18 protein-coding genes are annotated in these 17,154 nt (G+C 67.1%); 6 read left to right on the top strand and 12 right to left on the bottom strand.

The annotated features are described in order from the left end of the window. From VK92_RS11775 to VK92_RS11760, 4 genes are all read right to left on the bottom strand, one after another. Window positions 1-1,575 (bottom strand): DHA2 family efflux MFS transporter permease subunit, encoded by a 1,575-nt coding sequence (locus tag VK92_RS11775; RefSeq protein WP_048022411.1) that lies wholly within the window; start codon window positions 1,573-1,575, stop codon window positions 1-3. A 13-nt stretch (window positions 1,576-1,588) separates the two neighbouring features. Then, complete coding sequence (locus VK92_RS11770) at window positions 1,589-2,683, bottom strand: HlyD family secretion protein (RefSeq protein WP_048022410.1); 1,095 nt, start codon at window positions 2,681-2,683, stop codon at window positions 1,589-1,591. Window positions 2,684-2,751: 68 nt separating this feature from the next. Further along, window positions 2,752-3,183, bottom strand: a complete 432-nt coding sequence (locus tag VK92_RS11765; protein WP_042973299.1) for a MarR family winged helix-turn-helix transcriptional regulator — start codon at window positions 3,181-3,183, stop codon at window positions 2,752-2,754. Between the two features lie 107 nt (window positions 3,184-3,290). Further along, window positions 3,291-4,211 (bottom strand): LysR family transcriptional regulator, encoded by a 921-nt coding sequence (locus VK92_RS11760; protein WP_021157308.1) that lies wholly within the window; start codon window positions 4,209-4,211, stop codon window positions 3,291-3,293. Window positions 4,212-4,302: 91 nt separating this feature from the next. On the opposite strand from VK92_RS11760, the gene VK92_RS11755 reads away from it, so the two are divergent. From VK92_RS11755 to VK92_RS11745, 3 genes are all read left to right on the top strand, one after another. After that, window positions 4,303-4,731: a MarR family winged helix-turn-helix transcriptional regulator gene (locus VK92_RS11755; protein ID WP_021157307.1), complete on the top strand. Its 429-nt coding sequence runs from the start codon at window positions 4,303-4,305 to the stop codon at window positions 4,729-4,731. Window positions 4,732-4,916: 185 nt separating this feature from the next. After that, the gene (locus VK92_RS11750) at window positions 4,917-6,164 is read left to right on the top strand and encodes an aconitase X (protein WP_048022409.1); all 1,248 of its coding nucleotides are present in this window, start codon (window positions 4,917-4,919) and stop codon (window positions 6,162-6,164) included. Beyond that, window positions 6,157-6,612, top strand: a complete 456-nt coding sequence (locus VK92_RS11745) for an aconitase X swivel domain-containing protein (RefSeq protein ID WP_048022408.1) — start codon at window positions 6,157-6,159, stop codon at window positions 6,610-6,612. Before VK92_RS11750 ends, VK92_RS11745 begins: the two co-directional genes overlap by 8 nt. Before the next feature lie 29 nt (window positions 6,613-6,641). On the opposite strand, the gene VK92_RS39845 is transcribed toward VK92_RS11745, so the two are convergent. The 3 genes from VK92_RS39845 to VK92_RS11730 all read right to left on the bottom strand — a co-directional run bounded on the left by VK92_RS39845 (window position 6,642) and on the right by VK92_RS11730 (window position 8,966). Beyond that, window positions 6,642-7,244, bottom strand: a complete 603-nt coding sequence (locus VK92_RS39845; RefSeq protein WP_082160823.1) for a hypothetical protein — start codon at window positions 7,242-7,244, stop codon at window positions 6,642-6,644. Further along, entirely contained in the window at window positions 7,241-7,786 is a 546-nt protein-coding gene (locus tag VK92_RS11735) for a hypothetical protein (protein WP_048022407.1), read from the bottom strand. Before VK92_RS11735 ends, VK92_RS39845 begins: the two co-directional genes overlap by 4 nt. A 97-nt stretch (window positions 7,787-7,883) precedes the next feature. After that, the gene (locus VK92_RS11730; protein WP_048022406.1) at window positions 7,884-8,966 is read right to left on the bottom strand and encodes an AraC family transcriptional regulator; all 1,083 of its coding nucleotides are present in this window, start codon (window positions 8,964-8,966) and stop codon (window positions 7,884-7,886) included. A 75-nt stretch (window positions 8,967-9,041) separates the two neighbouring features. Here VK92_RS11730 and VK92_RS11725 point away from each other — a divergent pair, with 75 nt between their 5' ends. After that, complete coding sequence (locus tag VK92_RS11725; protein ID WP_048022405.1) at window positions 9,042-11,075, top strand: NADPH-dependent 2,4-dienoyl-CoA reductase; 2,034 nt, start codon at window positions 9,042-9,044, stop codon at window positions 11,073-11,075. A gap of 24 nt (window positions 11,076-11,099) precedes the next feature. On the opposite strand, the gene VK92_RS11720 is transcribed toward VK92_RS11725, so the two are convergent. Further along, complete coding sequence (locus VK92_RS11720) at window positions 11,100-11,510, bottom strand: DUF2471 family protein (protein ID WP_021157300.1); 411 nt, start codon at window positions 11,508-11,510, stop codon at window positions 11,100-11,102. A gap of 138 nt (window positions 11,511-11,648) precedes the next feature. Then, on the bottom strand, window positions 11,649-12,542 hold the full coding sequence (locus tag VK92_RS11715; RefSeq protein ID WP_021157299.1) for a LysR family transcriptional regulator: 894 nt from the start codon (window positions 12,540-12,542) through the stop codon (window positions 11,649-11,651). 86 nt (window positions 12,543-12,628) lie between these two features. Between VK92_RS11715 and VK92_RS11710 the strand changes: the two genes are divergently transcribed. Then, window positions 12,629-13,411, top strand: a complete 783-nt coding sequence (locus VK92_RS11710; protein ID WP_048022404.1) for an NAD(P)H-dependent oxidoreductase — start codon at window positions 12,629-12,631, stop codon at window positions 13,409-13,411. A gap of 209 nt (window positions 13,412-13,620) precedes the next feature. Here VK92_RS11710 and catC read toward each other — a convergent pair whose 3' ends face one another. The 3 genes from catC to VK92_RS11695 are packed head-to-tail and all read right to left on the bottom strand — an operon-like array spanning window position 13,621 to window position 16,023. After that, window positions 13,621-13,911: a muconolactone Delta-isomerase gene (gene catC, locus VK92_RS11705; RefSeq protein ID WP_027790983.1), complete on the bottom strand. Its 291-nt coding sequence runs from the start codon at window positions 13,909-13,911 to the stop codon at window positions 13,621-13,623. Between the two features lie 43 nt (window positions 13,912-13,954). After that, window positions 13,955-14,857 carry a catechol 1,2-dioxygenase gene (catA, locus tag VK92_RS11700; RefSeq protein ID WP_048022403.1) on the bottom strand — a complete coding sequence of 301 codons (903 nt, stop codon included), beginning with the start codon at window positions 14,855-14,857 and terminating at the stop codon, window positions 13,955-13,957. A gap of 32 nt (window positions 14,858-14,889) precedes the next feature. Continuing rightward, window positions 14,890-16,023 carry a muconate/chloromuconate family cycloisomerase gene (locus VK92_RS11695; protein ID WP_048022401.1) on the bottom strand — a complete coding sequence of 378 codons (1,134 nt, stop codon included), beginning with the start codon at window positions 16,021-16,023 and terminating at the stop codon, window positions 14,890-14,892. Between the two features lie 91 nt (window positions 16,024-16,114). Between VK92_RS11695 and VK92_RS11690 the strand changes: the two genes are divergently transcribed. Then, entirely contained in the window at window positions 16,115-17,005 is an 891-nt protein-coding gene (locus VK92_RS11690) for a LysR family transcriptional regulator (RefSeq protein ID WP_021157296.1), read from the top strand. Window positions 17,006-17,154 lie beyond the last annotated feature (149 nt).

Below are 17,154 nucleotides of genomic sequence, written 5' to 3'. Positions count from 1 at the left end.
TCAGTGCGCGTCCGGCGGCGGCGCGTTCAACGTAATGGGTTTGGAAAACACGACGGCAAACAGCGCGACGACGAAACACAGCGACAGCACGTAATACGCATCCGCATAAGTGAGCGTCAGCGCTTCGCGATAGATCAGCCGATGCAGGTTCGCGAGCCCGGCCTGCGCGGTATTCAGCGTATTGCCGGCCACCGAGCCCCAGTAGGCCGCCTGTCGATCGAGCAGCGACGCGATCTGCGGTTCGCCGGCGCTCACGTGCTCGTTCAGCCGCAGGTAGTGAAAATTCAGCCGGTCGTTGAGCATCGTCGCGCTCACCGCGATGCCGATCGCGCCGCCGAGATTGCGCATCAGGTTGAACAGGCCGCTCGCCGATTTCAGCCGCGACTGCGGCAGCGAGCCGAGCGCCATCGTCACGATCGGCGGCACGCTGAACTGCTGGCCGATGCCGCGCAGCGCCTGCGGCAGCAGCAATTCGCGCCAGCCCCAGTCGTGCGTGATCGGCGTGTACAGGTAGCAGCCGAGCCCGAAACAGATCAGCCCGAACACGAGCAACGCACGCAGGCTGAAGAAGCGCGCGGCGAACGCATACGCGCAGAGCGCGATCAACTGGAACGCACCGACCGACAGCAGCGCGATGCCGATCTGCAGCGAACTGAACGCGCGCACCTGCGCGAGAAACAGCGGCGTCAGGAACACGGTCACGAAGATCCCGATGCCGGTCACGAACGACAGCAGGCTGCCGATCCCGAAGTTGCGCACGGCGAGCGCGCGCAGGTCGACGATCGGATCTTTCGCGGTCAGCGCGTGCACGAGGAACAGGAAGCCGCAGATGCCGGAGATCCACGCGCAGATCACGATCGCATCGTCGCCGAACCAGTTCTTGCGGGGGCCTTCTTCGAGCACGTATTCGAGGCAGCCGAGGAAGCCCGACATCAGCACGATGCCGAGATAGTCGCCGCGCTTGATGAGGCTGAGGTCGGGCTCGTCGATATGCACGTAGCGCGGCACGAGCGCGGCCACCGCGATGCCCGGCACGAGGTTCAGGTAGAACAGCCAGTGCCACGACCATTGGTCGGTGATCCAGCCGCCGATCACGGGGCCGATCGCCGGCGCGAGCGACGCGAGCGCGCCGATGGTCGTCGACGCGATCAGCCGCTGCTTGCCGGGGAACAGCACGAACGCGGTGGTGAACACGGTCGGGATCATCGCGGCGCCGAGCGCGCCCTGCAGCCCGCGAAACAGGATCATCGAGTTGATGTCCCACGCGAGCCCGCACAGCATGCTGGTGATCGTGAAGCCGACGGCCGACGCGACGAACAGCCAGCGCGTCGACATCACCTTCGACAGCCAGCCCGACATCGGGATCACGATGATCTCGGCGATCAGGTAGGCCGTCTGCACCCACGACAATTCGTCCTGGCTGGCGGACAGGCCGCCGCCGATGTCGCGCAGCGACGACGCGACGATCTGGATGTCGAGCGTCGCCATGAAGAAGCCGACGCACATCAGCGCGAAGGCGAAGACGCGCTGCTTCGTCGGTTGCGACGCCGGGTCGCCGGAAAACGCGGTGGTCATCGTCGTCTCCCGTTCAGCTCGCGCGGCCGGTATGCACGGTCACGACCGCGGACAGGCCGGGGCGCAGCACGTGCTCGAGGCCCGGCTGCGGATCGAGATGCACGCGCACGGGCACGCGCTGGACGATCTTCGTGAAGTTGCCGGTCGCGTTCTCGGGCGGCAGCACGCTGAAGGTCGCGCCGGTCGCGGGCGCGAGGCTGTCGACGCGGCCGTGCAGGCGCGTGCTCGACGCATCGAGCGACACGTCGACGCGATCGCCCGCGTGCATCTTGCGCAGCTGGTCTTCCTTGAAGTTCGCGTCGATCCACAGTCCGGAAGCCGGCACGATCGTCAGCAGCGGCACGCCGACGTTCGCGAGCATCCCGACGCGGCCCGTGCGATTGCCGACGTAACCGTCGACGGGCGAGCGTATCGTCGTGTATTCGACGTTGAGCGCGGCGACGCGCTGCGCGGCGAGCGCGGTGTTCACGCGCGCCCGCGCGTCGGCGAGCTGCGCGCCGAGCACATCGAGCTGCCGCTTCGACGCGAGCAGCGCGGCGTCGCTGCGTTCGACGGCGGCGCCGGCCTTCGAGTAATCGGCGTCCGCGCGTTCGACGATCTGGTTCGACACCGCGTCGGATTTCACGAGCTCGCGATAGCGCACACGATCCGATGCGGCGCGCGTCAGCTCGGCCGACGAAGCGTTCTTGTCCGCTGCGTGCTGTCCGATCACCGCATATTGCAGTTGCTGCTTCGCCTCGAGTTCGGTCACGGCGGCGCGCGCGCTGTCGACTTCGGCGCTGGCCTGCGCGAGCTTCGCGTCGTAGTCGCGCGCATCGAGCTGCACGAGCACGTCGCCGGCCTTCACGCGCTGGTTGTCGGTCACGAGGATCTTGTCGACGAAGCCGTTGACCTTCGGTGCGAGCACCGTCACGTCGCCGCCCACATAGGCATCGTCGGTGCTTTCCTGGAAGCGCAGCACGAACAGCCAGTCGAGCGCGGCGGCGGCCACGACGACGACGACGGCACCCACCGCGATGCGCATCCACGGCACACGGCGCTGTTGCTTCGCGGGTTGGTCGGTTGTGGCTGCTTCGCGTGACGCGGCAGCGGCTTGGGTCGTTTCCATCGATTCACCTATGTATATGCACGTATCAAAACGAAAGACGGCGTGCCGTCCGTCGGGGAAGTCGTCAATCAGCGTTCCGGCAGGTTGTGCGTGATCCGGAACAATTCGTCTCTGAGGCGGGCCGCCTGCGCCGACCCGAAACACCGCTCGAATGCTTCCTGCGCGGCGAGCCAGTGCACGTGCGCATCGGCGACCTTGGTTTCGCCGTGCGCGGTGAGCGCGAACGTCTGGCCGCGGCACGGCGGCTCGATCCGGCCCGCCACCAGCGCCGCGCCGACGAGCGGCTTGAGCGCGCGCAGCAGCGCGGTGCGTTCGATCACCAGCATGCTCGACAAGGTCGCCATCGTCAGGCCGGGCTGGTCGCGCAGCAGCGCGAGAATGCTGTATTGCGATGGCGTGACACCCGCGCGCGACAGATAGCGCTCGTAGAACTGCGAGATTCGCCGGGCGGCTTGCCGGACCGCAAAGCAATCGTCGTCGGTGAGCGTGGTCTTGTGCATGTGCACATGTTAGGGCGCTGGATCGCGTGAAGCGATGGGCGGGGCGGGATCAGATTGGTGTCGTGGCTGTACCAATCGGCTGCAACGAGGCGCGTTCGTGCGCCCGGTCAGGCCGCGGCGGGAACGATCCAGCCTTCGCGGTCGCAGTAGGCGGCCGTGTAGTCGATGAACGCCTTGACCTTCGCGGGCAGCAGCGCGCGGTTCGCGTACGCGAGCTTGATCTCGACGGATGCATCGACGAGGTCGGCGTCGGGCAGCAGCTGCACGAGCGCGCCCGACGCGAGTTCGGCCTGGACGAGCGTTTTCGGGACGACGCCGATGCCGAAGTCGTGCATCACCATTTCGCGGTTGAAGACGGGGCTGTTCGACGAGATGTCGAAGCGGAACGGCACGGTCAGCAGGTCGCCGTCGATGCGGAACGACAGGGCGGGGCGGCGCAGCGAAGGCGAGATCGGCACGAACGGGTGATCGGCCAGGTCGGCCGGTGTCTCGGGGCGCGCATGCGCTTGCAGATACGCGGGCGTCGCGACGATCACGACCGGAATGCGTTCGATCAGCCGCACGACGGTCGATTCGCTCGTCAGCATGTACGGCACGACGATGCCGATGTCGTAGCCTTCGCCGACGAGATCGACCGGGCGCTCGGTCAGCGTCACGTCGAGGCGCACCTTCGGGTGCGCGGCCTTGAAGCCGGCGATCAGCGGCACCAGCCGGTTCAGCGCGGCCGTCGTGTGCGCGACGAGCCGCAACAGGCCTTCGGGCTCGCGCGTCGGCGCCTGCGCTTCCGCTTCGAGCGAGTCGAGCTCGTCCAGCACGGCCGCGCAGCGCTCGTAGATACGCTCGGCGGTTTCGGTCAGCGACACCTGGCGCGTGGTCCGGTGCAGCAGCCGGCTGCCGAAGCGCGCTTCGAGATCCGCGACCGCGCGCGACACGACGGGCCGGGCGAGGCCGAGCATGTCGGCTGCGCGCGTGAAGCTGCGCAGCTCCACCACCGACCGGAAGATCCTCAGCTTGTCGATGTAGTCCATGTCCGTCTCCTTGACGCGCGGGCCGGCCACCGGCCTGGTTACGGCGGAGTGTACATTGACTTTATGCATATGCACATATAAATTGCGAGGCATGAACGACACCTCGATTGCCCAGGCGTGCAACTGTCTCGCGCTGCGTCAGGCGGCGCGCTTCGTCACGCAACTGTACGAACGTCATCTGGCCCCGGTTGGCGTCACGCCCGCCCAGTTCTCGATCATGTCGAACCTGACGCGCAGGCCCGGCCTGCTGATGAGCGAACTCGCCGATCGCCTCGTGATGGATCGCACGACGCTGTTGCGCGCGCTGAAGCCGCTGCAGCGCGACGGCTTCGTCGCGACGGCCGCGTCCGAGCACGATGCGCGTGCGCATGCGTTGAGCCTCACGAAACCGGGCGAGCGCACGTTCGCGCGGGCGCTGGTTGCGTGGCAGGCCGCGCAGGACGAATTCGAGACGCAGTTCGGACGCGACCGCGCGAAGGCGCTGCGCGACGAGCTGTTCAGCGTGACCGCGGAGCGCTAGACGAATCGGCGGCAAACTGGAGCGGAATTCGAGCCATTGTCCACTTCGGTGACGCTACAACGCTGAAATTGGTTTTTTAAACTGTCCGGATCGACGTGGATCTGGACAGTTTTTATTTCCAGTTGTAGAGTCCCCTGACGGATTTCACGGGCCGGCGCCGCCGGCACGCGTCAGAGGAGCAACCGATGCTGCAGTTGAGTGACCGCGACAGCGCCATGCTGCGCGGGGATGACGGCGATGGCGTCGCGCGCGCGATGCGGATCGTCGCACGCACGGCGCAGGTGATGTCCGCGCCGCACCTGATCGACATCACGTCCGCGCATATCGACGGCTGCCTTTACCACGGCCGGACGAGCCTCGACTTCGTCGAATATTTCGTCGACACCGGTGCGAAGGTCGCGGTGCCGACCACGCTGAACGTCGGGTCGCTCGACCTGATCCATCCCGAGCTGTACCACGGCGACCGCACGATCCAGCGCGACGCGCAGCGCCTGATGGACGCGCATCTGCAACTCGGCTGCGAATCGAGCTTCACGTGCGCGCCGTATCAACTGAAGAACCGTCCCGCGAAAGGCGAGCAGATCGCGTGGGCCGAATCGAACGCGATCGTGTTCGCGAACTCGGTGCTCGGCGCGCGCACGAGCCGGTATGGCGATTTTCTCGACCTGGCTGCCGCGATCACCGGGCGCGCGCCGTATGCGGGGCTGCACGTCGAAGCGAATCGCGCCGCGCGGATCGTGTTCAACGCGCCGGACTTCAGCCGCCAGCCGTCGCGCGACATTTATTTCGCCGCGCTCGGTCTGCTGATCGGCAGGATCGCGGGCGCGGTCGTGCCGGCGATCGTCGGGCTGCCGGCGGATACCACCGAAGACGAACTCAAGGCGCTGGGCGCGGCGGCCGCATCGAGCGGCGCCGTCGCGCTGTTCCATGCGGTGGGCATCACACCCGAGGCGCCGACGCTCGACGCGGCGTTGCACGGGCAGGCGGCGCAACGCACGGTCGATGTCGCGATGGCCGACCTCGACGAGATTCGCCGCACGCTGAACCACGGCGCGGCCGGCGACGCACTCGTCGCGGTGGCGCTCGGCACGCCGCATTTCTCGCTGGCCGAATTCCGCACGCTCGGCACCTTGCTCGACGCGTTCGACGGCAAGCCGGCCTGCGATTTCTACGTGAACACGAGCCGCTTCATCTTGTGGGAACTGGAGGAGGCCGGCCTTGCGGAAAAATTCGCCGCGCGCGGCATTCAGATCGTCGTCGACACCTGCACGTACATCACGCCGGTGATGAAGCAACTGTCGGGGCTGGTGATGACCAATTCGGGGAAATGGGCGTCGTATGCGCCCGCGAACATCGGCGTGACGGTCGCGTACGGCAGCATGCGCGAATGCGTGCGGTCGGCGTTCGAAGGAAAGGTGCGATTCGATGACTGAAGCGACGGCGACGGGCAAGGGCTTGACGGGCGACACGCTCGTGCCAGGCCGCGCATATGCGCGCGCGTTCGTGCTCGACAAGCCGCTCAGTTTCTGGGGCGGCTACGACTCGGGCGCGGGAAAGATCGTCGATCGCGGGCATCCGCAGGCCGGTGCGAGCCTCGCCGGCAAGGTGATGGTGATGCCGCACGCGAAGGGCTCGAGTTCGAGCAGCAGCGTGCTCGCGGAAGCCGTGCGCAACGGCACGGGGCCGGTCGGGATCGTGCTGAAGGAGCGCGACCTGATCATCTCGATCGGCGCGATCGTGGCGGCCGAGCTGTATGCGATCGCGGTGCCGGTGGTGTGCGTGAGCGACGACGTGTACGACGCGATCGTCGCCGCCGAGGGCGAGGTGCGGATCGAGGCGAGCGAGGGTGACGGCGGCGCGCAGATCGTCGTCGGTTGCTGACGCGTCGCGTGCGTATCGCGTCGGAGAAGTCAGAGAAAACGGATGTTCGGCGTATCGTCGTTCGTGAGCGACAGCGCCTGCCTTGCGGCGTTCATCTCGCGCTTGCCGCCGGGCTGCCTGAGCCGCCGGATCTCGGGCCACACGACCACGCCGAACGCGGTGCGCAGGATCGTGCTCAGCAGGAGGAACCCGATCGCGCCTCCGGCGAACCATGCAAACGTGTCGAGCATCCCGTCGAAGCTGCGCGACACCGCGGACATGATGCCGAGAATGAAGACGAAGGTGACCAGCAGGAATAGCGTCGCGTACACATCGATGCGGGCCCCGGCGACTTTCGCGGGTCGAACCAGATACACCGAGGCGTCGGTCGCGTTGCGGATGCCGTAGATGGCCGGGCGATCCGGGCCTTCGGCGTACGCCACCTCCAGCCGATCGCCCGCGACGATGAACAGGCTGCGCGTGGCGCCGGTCACGAGCGTGAGCGGCGCGTCGAACGTGTCGAGCTGCAGCGCGATCTCCTCGATGCCTTGCGTCGTCCAGCCGAGATTGTTGCTCCAGACCTGCGTAGTGATCGTCTTCTGGCTGACGGACGTCACGCGGCCGGATGCGACTTGCATGGTGCGACCGGTCATCCGTTGCTCCGTTCCGTCGTGAACCCGGCGGGTTCGTACCGCCACTTTTGCTGCGCCTCGCGACGCTGAGGCCGGAATACCAGATCGGACAGCCCCGCGATCGCGAGCAGGATACCCAGCAGGCTGATGATGCTCGCGAGCAAGGCCAGGACGCCGACGAACGCCCAGCCCGATCTGAACACGGCGGCACCGATCAGCAGGCTCAGCACGAAGACGATCGACGCCCATGTGAGCAGCGTCAGGTTGCCGTCCCTTTGTCCGAGCGCATCGTAGGGTGCGATCGCCAGGTCGCTGCTTCTGAGCCACGCGATCCGGTGACGGCCGCGATCGTCGAAGATGCACGCGCGCACGGCCATCCCGGGCTTCAATCGATCGATCTGCTTGAACGCCTCCGCGTCGAAATCGTCGGCGGCGATGAAGTAGCAGGCGTTCCGCATCGTCAGGCGATAAAGCGGCACCTTACTGCTGTCGGCCTTGATCCGGACGAGGTTCGTATCGATACGGTCGATCGTCGACTCGATCAGCGTGGTGTGCTTGGGCATGGGGCGGGAGAGTGCGCCGGTCGGCGCCGCTTGGGCGTGGGATTGATCATACCGATGAAATCACGGGCCGGCACCTCGTGCCGGTCGCGGCCCTGCATCAGTCGCGTGCCGTGCCCGCAGCCGCTTCCCGAAAGGCGCTCGGCGTCTGCCCGGCCCAGCGCCTGAACGCGCGCGTGAAATTCGCCGGGTCGGTGAATTGCAGCCGCTCGGCGATCGTCTTCAGGTCGAGATCCGACGCGGCGAGCAACTGCTTCGCGTCGCGAAACCGCGCTTCGTCGAGCAACTGCCGATAGCCCGACCCGGCTTCCTCGAGGCGGCGCCGCAGCGTGCGGGTCGACACCAGCAGTGCATCGGCGAGCGTCTCCGGCCCCGGGTAATCGCCGGCTCTGCGTGCCAGCTCCGCACGCACGCGTTCGACCAGATCGCCTTCCTCCTGGCGCACCTGCGCATACTCACGCTCCACCTGGACGAGCGCCTGCCGATGCGCGACTTCGTCGGCGAGCGGCAGCGGCCAGTCGAGCACGTCGCGCGCGATCCACAGCGCGTTGGCCGCGCAGCCGAATTCGACCGGCGGCAACTGGTCGCGATAGCGTGCGAAATAGGGCGGCTCCGGCCACGTGAATTGCAGCGCGATCGGCGGCGACGCGCGCCCGGCCCATTGCGAGATGTTCTGCGCGAGCCCGGTCAGCACGAACTCGAACATCACGTGATGCTGCAACACGGGGCTCGCCTGCACGCCGTGCAGTTCGAGCGTCGCGCCGCGTTCGTCTTCTGCATAGGTCAGGCGATATTGGCGGTTGCGCATCCGGAAGTAGCGCTGCGTGACGGACAGCGCGTCGCGGATGTCCCGCGCGGTCAGGGTCGCGTAGCCGAGAAAGCCGTGCACGGTCGGCTTCAGCAGCAGCCCGAACGCGAGGCCGATGCCCGGATCGCCGCCGATCTCGATCGCATTGAGCACGAGCCGCCCCCATTGCGACGGCGCGACGCGCGCGTCCGGTTCGGCCAGCACCGCATCGCGCAGGCCCGTGCCGGCGCGCACGGCGGCCAGGTCGACACCGCGCGCGGCCAGCGCCTGCAGCAGCAGGCGCGTGTAGGCGACCGGAATCGTCGGCCGGCGCAGCCCGAGGCGGTCCTTGGCGAGAGGGGAAGTCATGTCGTTTTGGCCGGAAATGACAAGCATTATGGCTGTTTGCCCCCTCACGTTCAAGGCGGCGCGCGCCTACGATGTCACGCATCGCTTACTGGCACGATCATCATGACGACACCCTTTCCCCACCTGCTCGCGCCGCTCGATCTCGGTTTCACGACGCTGAAGAACCGCGTCTTGATGGGCTCGATGCACACGGGCCTCGAGGACAGCCGCAAGACGCTGCCGCGGCTCGCCGAATATTTCGCCGAACGCGCGCGCGGCGGCGTGGGCCTGATCGTGACGGGCGGCTTCGCGCCGAACGTGGCCGGCTGGACCAAGCCGTTCGGCGGTACGCTGATGACGTCGGCCGCCGCGCGGCGCCATCGCGAGATCACCGGCGCCGTGCATGCGGAGGACGGCAAGATCGCGCTGCAGATCCTCCATACGGGCCGCTACGGTTATCACCCGTTCGCGGTCGCGCCGTCGAAGATCAAGTCGCCGATTTCGCCGTTCGCGCCGCACGAGCTGAGCGCGCGCGGGGTCGAGCGGCAGATCCGCGCGTTCGTCCGTTGTGCGAAGCTCGCGCGTGAAGCCGGTTACGACGGCGTCGAGATCATGGGCTCCGAAGGCTACCTGATCAACCAGTTCATCTCGATGCATACGAACAAGCGCACCGACCAGTGGGGCGGGGCGTACGAGAACCGCATCCGGCTGCCGCTCGAGATCATCGAACGCACGCGCGAAGCGGTCGGCCGCGATTTCATCCTGATCTACCGGCTGTCGATGCTCGACCTGATTCCGGACGGCAGCGACTGGAGCGAAACCGTGCAGCTCGCGAAGGCCGTCGAGCGCGCGGGCGCGACGATCATCAACACGGGGATCGGCTGGCACGAGGCGCGCGTGCCGACGATCGCGACATCGGTGCCGCGCGGCGCGTTCGCGTGGGTGACGAAGAAGATGAAAGGCGAGGTCGGCATTCCGCTCGTGACCACCAACCGGATCAATCGCCCCGAAGTGGCCGAGCAGATCCTCGCGGACGGCTGCGCGGACATGGTGTCGATGGCCCGCCCGCTGCTCGCGGATGCCGAGTTCGTGGTCAAGGCCGCGCAGGGCCGTGCCGACGAGATCAACACCTGCATCGGCTGCAACCAGGCGTGCCTCGATCACGCGTTCAAGAACAAGATCGCGTCGTGCCTGCTGAATCCGCGCGCGTGCCACGAGACGGAGCTGAAATACACGCCCGCGCCCCAGCCGAAGCGCATCGCGGTGGTGGGCGCGGGGCCGGCCGGGCTCGCGTGCTCGACCGTGCTCGCGCAGCGCGGCCATCGGGTCGACCTGTTCGACGGCGCGGCCGAGATCGGCGGCCAGTTCAACATGGCCAAGCGGATTCCGGGCAAGGAGGAGTTTCACGAAGCGCTGAGCTACTTCGGCCGCCAGGTCGAGCTGACCGGCGTGAACCTGCACCTGAACCGCCGCGTCGACGCAAGCGACCTGATCGCAGGCGGCTACGACGAAATCGTGCTCGCAACGGGCGTCGCGCCCCGCGACCCGAAGATTCCGGGGCAGGACGGGCCGAACGTGCTCAGCTACATCGACGTGCTCGCGGGCAGGCGGCCGGTCGGCCGGCGTGTCGCGGTGGTCGGCGCGGGCGGGATCGGCTTCGATGTCGCCGAGTATCTGGTGCAGGACGGCGAATCGCCGGCGCTCGATCTGGACGAGTGGAAGGCCGAGTGGGGCGTGACCGACCCGGCCGCGACGCGTGGCGGCGTGACGCGTGCGCAGGTCACGCCGCCCGCGCGTGAAGTGACGCTGCTGCAGCGCAAGGCCGCGCCGCTCGGCAAGGGGCTCGGCAAGACGACCGGCTGGATTCACCGCGCGACGCTGAAGATGAAGCAGGTGAAGATGATCGGCGGCGTGAACTACGAATTGATCGATGCGCGCGGGCTGCACGTGTCGTACGGCGAGCAGCGCACCGATCACGAGCTGATCGAAGCCGACACGATCGTGCTCTGCACGGGGCAGGAGCCGCAGCGTGCGTTGCTCGCGCCGTTGCAGGCGGCCGGGCGTTCCGTGCACCTGATCGGCGGCGCGGAACTGGCCGCCGAACTCGACGCGAAGCGCGCGATCGATCAGGGTGCGCGCCTCGCGGCGCGGCTGTAACGGGACGGCCGCGCGTCGCCGCCGTCACTCCATTTCGGCGTGTTGGGTCTCGCGCTCTTCCGCTTCGAGCATCGCCTTGACGATCAGGTAAACGGCGGGCAAATCGTCGTCGTCGCGCTTCCAGTCGACGGCTTCCTCGACGTCCGCGGCGACCAACCGGCTGTCGCGCAGCCGGATGAAGGCGTCGACGACCGTCGGATCGTTGCGGTTCAGGAAGCCGGAGTTCGAGAACGCCAGCTCCTCGACATTCAGCAGCGCCTGCCAGCTCATCGTGCGGACGGCGGCCGGATGGCTGCGGCGCCGCAAGCCGAGCGCCCGCTGCGCGGGGCCGCCGACGACACGCTGAAGATCGACGACCGCCTGCCGCGCGGCGCGCTCGAAGTGGACGGGATTGAAGCCGGGTTGCTCGGGATCGAATGCGGATGACTGGAACATGGTCGCCTCACTAAAGACCGTCTCGGGGGACGGAATTCGGGTCAAATGACGCAGAAACACTGTAAATATATACAGTGATCGGCGCACTTTCAAGCCCCCGATGACAGCAGATGGCAGCCGCCCGGCAACCGGGCCGTGTCAGACCGCCGCCGCGATCGTCTCCCGCAGCCACCGATGCGCCGGATCGCGATGCACGCGCTCGTGCCACAGCATCGACATTTCATAGCCGGGCACCTCGACCGGTGCGTCCACCACACGCAGCGCAGGCACGTCGCGCACCAGCCGCTCGGGCAGCATCGCGACGAGATCGGTGCTCGCGACCGCCGACATCACGAACAGGAAGTGCGGCACGGACAGCACGACGCGCCGCACGGCACCGACCTTCGCGAGCGCTTCGTCCGTCACGCCGAAGAAGCCGCCGCCATCGGGCGACACGATCACGTGTTCGAGCGTGCCGAACTGCGCGAGCGTGGGGCGCCGCTTCAGCTTCGGATGCCCGGCGCGGCCGATGAGCACATAACGCTCGACGAACAGCGGCAGGCGCCGCATGCCGGCCGGCGACCCTTCTGTCGTATGAAAGGCGAGGTCGATGCCGTTTCGTTCGGCATCCTGCTCGATGCGCGGCGGCGCGAGTTCGACGACGGCGAGCCGCGTACCGGGCGCGGCCGAGCGCAGCGTGTGCAGCGCGGGCAGCACGATCGTCGATTCGCCGTAATCGGTCGCGGCCACGCGCCACGTGTTCGTCGCGGTCGCCGGATCGAACGGGGTGGCAGGAACCACCGCGCGTTCGACGGCTTCGAGCGCATCGCGCAACGGCTCGCGCAGCGTTTCCGCGCGCGCGGTCGGCCGCATCCCGCGCGGCCCCGGCAACAGCAGCGGGTCGCCGAACAGGTCGCGCAGTTTCTGCAGCTGCACGCTCACCGACGGCTGCGACATGTTCAGCTTCTCGGCCGCACGCGTGACGTTGTGCTCGGCAAGCAGCACGTCCAGCGTGACGAGCAGGTTCAGGTCGAGTCGTCTGAGATTATTCATGGCTATACCTGGAATATCAGGAATTCATTTCAAATATACCTTCGGCGGCGGCATCCTGTAGTCGTTCAATCAAAGGAGTGACGAACATGAATGTGCTGATCGTTTATGCCCATCCTGAACCGCGTTCGCTGAACGGCGCGCTGCGCGACTTTGCCGTCGAGCATCTCGAAGCGGCCGGCCACGCGGTGCAGGTGACGGATCTGTATGCGATGAACTGGAAGGCGGCGTTCGACGCGAACGACGTGACCGGTCGCGCACCTGACGCGCGGTTCGATCCGTCGCTCGACTCGAAGCTCGCATTCGCGGCCGGCACGCAAAGTGAAGATATCGCGCGCGAGCAGGAGAAGCTGAAGTGGGCCGACGCGGTGATCCTGCAGTTTCCGTTGTGGTGGTTCTCGATGCCGGCAATCATGAAGGGCTGGGTCGAGCGTGTGTATGCGTACGGTTTTGCGTATGGCGTCGGCGAGCATTCGGAGACGCGCTGGGGCAACCGCTACGGCGAAGGGTCGCTGGCCGGCAAGCGGGCGATGCTGATCGTCACGGCAGGCGGGTGGGAATCGCACTATAGTGCGCGCGGCATCAACGGGCCGATCGACGACGTGCTGTTCCCGATCCAGCACGGGATCCTGTATTACCCGGGGTTCGACGTGCTGCCGCCGTTCGTGATCTACCGGACGGGCAAGATGAGCGACGCACGCTTCGATGAAACGCGTGCGGCGCTCGGCAAGCGTCTCGATGCGTTGTGGACCGCGCCGCCGATTCCGTTCCGGCGACAGAACGCGGGCGATTACGAGATTCCGGCGTTGACGCTGAAGGAGGAGATCGTGCCGGGGACGGTGGGGTTTGCCGCGCATCTGGCGCACGCGTAGTGATGACGCATGGCGGGCCCGCTCGGGAAAGCGACGCGCGGGCATATCGACACCAGCGCGCGAATCGAGCCGTTTCCGGAGATCGGCGCGACGGATGAGCGGAAGCCGGCCGCGTGGCAACCCGCTCCACCCCGGCGGATGGCGTAACGAAACGGGCGGCCCGCGATGAAGTCGCGGGCCGCCCGTCTTGTCGGAACTCGATCGCCTGCTTACCGATCGTCTTCCCGCACCGAAGACGGATGCCGGCACAGCGCGCGCACTTCCATCTCCATATACGGGAACAGCGGCAACTGGCTCAGCAGGTCATGCAGTTGCTGCACGCTTTCGACGTCGAAGATGCTGACGTTCGCATACTGCCCGGCGATCCGCCACAGATGACGCCAGACACCTTCGTTCATCAGCCGCTGGCACATCGCCTTTTCTTCCGCCTTCAGCGTGGCCGCCTTGACCGGATCCATGTCCGTCGGCAGACGGACGGTCATTTCCACATGAAACAGCATCCTGCACTCCTTGCGTTGTCGATTCGTCGAACGGGAAGGCCGCTCACGCCTGCGCGCGGGCTCGCTCGACTTCGCTTGCCGGCACGTCCTGCTTTTCCTTGAGCAGCGAGAAATCGAAGTCGATCAGCGCGAACTGCCCGTCGACGCCGTACGGCTTGCCTTCCGCGCCTTCGGCCTGCTTCACTGCCGGGATCAGCCCGTCGCGCGTTGCAAATGCGAAGTCGTCCCACAGGTGCGGATCGCCTTCGATGTTGATCTGCGTCGTCAGCTTACGATAACCATCCGCCGAAACGAAGAAGTGAATGTGCGCGGGACGATGGCCGTGGCGGCCGAGCTGGTCGAGCAGTTGCTCGGTCTTGCCGCCCGGCGGCACGCTGTAGCCGACCGGCACCACGCTGCGGAAGCTGTAGCGGCCTTCCGCGTCGGTGCGGATCGAACGGCGCAGGTTGAACGCGGGCTGCGACTGGTCGAAGTACGAGTAGTTGCCGAGATGGTTCGCATGCCATACCTCGACGAGCGCGTTCGCGATCGGCGCGCCGTCGTGGCCGAGCACCTTGCCGCGCATCACGAGCGTCTGGCCCGGATCGGTGCCGTCGTCGAGGCGCGCATGGCCGACCGATTCCGGCGCGCCGGCAACGTACAGCGGCCCCTCGATCGTGCGCGGCGTGCCGCCCTCGATGCCGGCCTTCGCTTCGGCTTCGTCCATCCGCACGTCGAGGAAGCGCTCGAGGCCGAGGCCCGCGGCGATCAGGCCGAGCTCCTTGCCCGCTTCGTTCAGGTAGTTGAGCGCGGTCCAGAATTCGCTCGGCTGCACGTCGAAATCCTCGATCGTGTAGCAGATGTCCTTCATGATCCGGTTGACGATCGCGCGCACGCGCGGGTTGCCGGGCTTCTCCGCGGCGTCGTCGAACGTCTTCAGCAGGGCGTCGATGGCTTGCTTGTCCATGTGTGTCTCCGGTTTCGGTTGTCGTGTGGGGATCAGCGGGCGTCGCGCTTCATGCGTTCGATGCGGGCCCAGTCGAAGGTGATGCCGAGGCCGGGCGTCGCCGGCAGGTGCAGCTTGAAATCCTCGTAGCGCAGCGGCTCGACGAGGATTTCCTCGGTGAGCAGCAGTGGGCCGAACAGCTCGGTGCCCCATTTCAGCGAGTCGAACGTGCTGAACAGTTGCGCGGACGCCATCGTGCCGGCCGCGCCCTCGAGCATCGTGCCGCCGTACAGTTCGATGCCGGCCGCCGCCGCGATCGACGCGACGCTCGCCGCGCCCTGCAGGCCGCCCGATTGCGCGATCTTCACTGCGAACACGTCGGCCGCGCGATCCTGCGCGAGCGCGAACGCATCGACGGGGCCGTGCAGCGCCTCGTCGGCCATGATCGGCACCTGCGCGAGCTGCGTGAGGCGTTTCAGCCCCGCGCGGTTGGTCGCGGCGATCGGCTGCTCGACGAGGCTCACGCCCGCTTCCGCGAGCCGTGCGCCGGCCCAGATCGCGTCGGTTTCGCTCCATGCCTGGTTCACGTCGACCCGCACGTCGCCGCGCTCGCCGAGCGCGCGCTTGATCGCGACGACGTGTGCGACGTCGCTGGCGACCGCGTTCGAGCCGATCTTCAGCTTGAACGCACGATGGCGGCGCGCGTCGAGCATCGCTTCGGCTTCCGCGATGTCGCGCTGCGTGTCGCCGCTCGCGAGCGTCCAGGCGACATCCACCGCGTCGGCCCGGCGGCCGCCGAACAGTTCCGACAGCGGCACGCCGAGGCGGCGTGCCTGCCCATCGAACAGCGCGGTCTCGATCGCGCACTTCGCGAAGCGGTTGCCCTGGAACAGCTTGCGGGCGCGCGCCATCGCGGCGCCCGGGCGGGTCGCGTCCATGCCCTGCAGCAGCGGCGCGAAGTAGGTGTCGATGTTGACCTTGATGCTTTCGGGGCTTTCCTCGCCGTAGGCGAGACCGCCGATGGTCGTCGCCTCGCCGACGCCTTCGATACCGTCCGTGCATCGAACACGAACCAGCACGAGGGTCTGGCAATTCATCGTGGCGACCGACAATTTGTGGGGCCGGATCGTCGGCACGTCGACCAGCAAAGTCTCGATGCGTTCGATGGTGGCGGCAGTTGCTATCATGCGATTCCTCCTGTTGGTGCACATGGTAGGAATTCCCGCCCCGCGTCGTCCAACACTCTTTCCGACTACTTCCATACCTTTGAGGCATGAAATGGAATTGCGCCAGCTCCGCTACTTCATCGCCGTCGCCGAGGAAATGAACATCACGCGGGCGGCGGAGCGGTTGCACATGACGCAGCCGCCGCTGAGCCGCCAGCTCCAGGCGATCGAGGACGAGATCGGGCTGCCGCTGTTCGAGCGCGGCGCGCGGCCGCTGAAACTGACGGATGCGGGGCGCGTGTTCTATGCGCAGGCGAAACGCCTCGTCGACCAGGCCGACGAGCTCGGCCCGCTGACGCGGCGGCTCGCGCAGCTGTCGGAGCGGATCGTGATCGGTTTCGTGCCGTCGACGCTGTACGGCGCGCTGCCGGACGTGATCCGCGCGTTTCGCGAGGCGCAGCCGGACGTCGAACTGTCGCTGATCGAAATGTTCACGCTGGAGCAGCTCGGCGCGCTGAAGGGCGGGCGGATCGACGTCGGGTTCGGCCGCCTGCGGTTCGACGACGACCAGCTGGTGCGCGAGGCGCTGATCGAGGAAAAGCTGATCGCCGCGCTGCCGGTCGGGCATCCGCTCGCCGATCCCGATCGGCCGCTCGCGCTCGCGGATATCGCGAACGAGACGCTGATCGTTTATCCGAGCACGCCGCGGCCGAGCTTCGCCGATCAGCAGCTGTCGGCGCTGCGCGACGGCGCGCTGGTGCCGGCGGCCGTGCACGAGGTGCGCGAGCTGCAGACGGCGCTCGGGCTCGTGGCCGCGCAGGTCGGCGTGTCGCTGGTGCCGGAGAGCGTGGAGGGCGTGCGCGTGAAGGGCGTGGTTTACCGGCGGTTGCCGGAGCCGGCCGCGACGTCGCCGATCATCATGAGCCGCCGGCTGCACGGCGAAAGCGCCGCCACGGCCGCGTTCTGCGCGATTGCGCGGGAGATGATCGGGGCGTCGGCCTGACGGGCGTCGTCGTTTTCAGGCATTGCAACTAACGGTCTGTTTCGGCGGGCGCCGGTGGATGCGGAGGGGTTGTCGTAATGCCACGCGCGTCGATGCAAATGCCGCGCCGGTTTTGCGGGTCGCAGGCCATAAGCCATAAGCCATAAGCC

Origin of the sequence: Burkholderia sp. LK4 (assembly GCF_001043615.1) — a bacterium.
Classification (GTDB): Bacteria; Pseudomonadota; Gammaproteobacteria; order Burkholderiales; family Burkholderiaceae; genus Burkholderia; species Burkholderia cepacia.
This window is presented reverse-complemented; position numbering and strand designations above follow the sequence as displayed.

Excerpts from the sequence above, each read along its gene's own strand:
- VK92_RS39845 (WP_082160823.1), bottom strand. The coding sequence starts at position 7,244 with ATGACCGGTCGCACCATGCAAGTCGCATCCGGCCGCGTGACGTCCGTC.
- VK92_RS11710 (WP_048022404.1), top strand. The coding sequence starts at position 12,629 with ATGAATGTGCTGATCGTTTATGCCCATCCTGAACCGCGTTCGCTGAAC.
- catA (WP_048022403.1), bottom strand. The coding sequence starts at position 14,857 with ATGGACAAGCAAGCCATCGACGCCCTGCTGAAGACGTTCGACGACGCC.
- catC (WP_027790983.1), bottom strand. The coding sequence starts at position 13,911 with ATGCTGTTTCATGTGGAAATGACCGTCCGTCTGCCGACGGACATGGAT.
- VK92_RS11765 (WP_042973299.1), bottom strand. The coding sequence starts at position 3,183 with ATGCACAAGACCACGCTCACCGACGACGATTGCTTTGCGGTCCGGCAA.
- VK92_RS11755 (WP_021157307.1), top strand. The coding sequence starts at position 4,303 with ATGAACGACACCTCGATTGCCCAGGCGTGCAACTGTCTCGCGCTGCGT.
- VK92_RS11690 (WP_021157296.1), top strand. The coding sequence starts at position 16,115 with ATGGAATTGCGCCAGCTCCGCTACTTCATCGCCGTCGCCGAGGAAATG.
- VK92_RS11750 (WP_048022409.1), top strand. The coding sequence starts at position 4,917 with ATGCTGCAGTTGAGTGACCGCGACAGCGCCATGCTGCGCGGGGATGAC.
- VK92_RS11745 (WP_048022408.1), top strand. The coding sequence starts at position 6,157 with ATGACTGAAGCGACGGCGACGGGCAAGGGCTTGACGGGCGACACGCTC.
- VK92_RS11775 (WP_048022411.1), bottom strand. The coding sequence starts at position 1,575 with ATGACCACCGCGTTTTCCGGCGACCCGGCGTCGCAACCGACGAAGCAG.
- VK92_RS11715 (WP_021157299.1), bottom strand. The coding sequence starts at position 12,542 with ATGAATAATCTCAGACGACTCGACCTGAACCTGCTCGTCACGCTGGAC.
- VK92_RS11770 (WP_048022410.1), bottom strand. The coding sequence starts at position 2,683 with ATGGAAACGACCCAAGCCGCTGCCGCGTCACGCGAAGCAGCCACAACC.
- VK92_RS11720 (WP_021157300.1), bottom strand. The coding sequence starts at position 11,510 with ATGTTCCAGTCATCCGCATTCGATCCCGAGCAACCCGGCTTCAATCCC.
- VK92_RS11695 (WP_048022401.1), bottom strand. The coding sequence starts at position 16,023 with ATGATAGCAACTGCCGCCACCATCGAACGCATCGAGACTTTGCTGGTC.
- VK92_RS11735 (WP_048022407.1), bottom strand. The coding sequence starts at position 7,786 with ATGCCCAAGCACACCACGCTGATCGAGTCGACGATCGACCGTATCGAT.
- VK92_RS11725 (WP_048022405.1), top strand. The coding sequence starts at position 9,042 with ATGACGACACCCTTTCCCCACCTGCTCGCGCCGCTCGATCTCGGTTTC.
- VK92_RS11730 (WP_048022406.1), bottom strand. The coding sequence starts at position 8,966 with ATGCTTGTCATTTCCGGCCAAAACGACATGACTTCCCCTCTCGCCAAG.
- VK92_RS11760 (WP_021157308.1), bottom strand. The coding sequence starts at position 4,211 with ATGGACTACATCGACAAGCTGAGGATCTTCCGGTCGGTGGTGGAGCTG.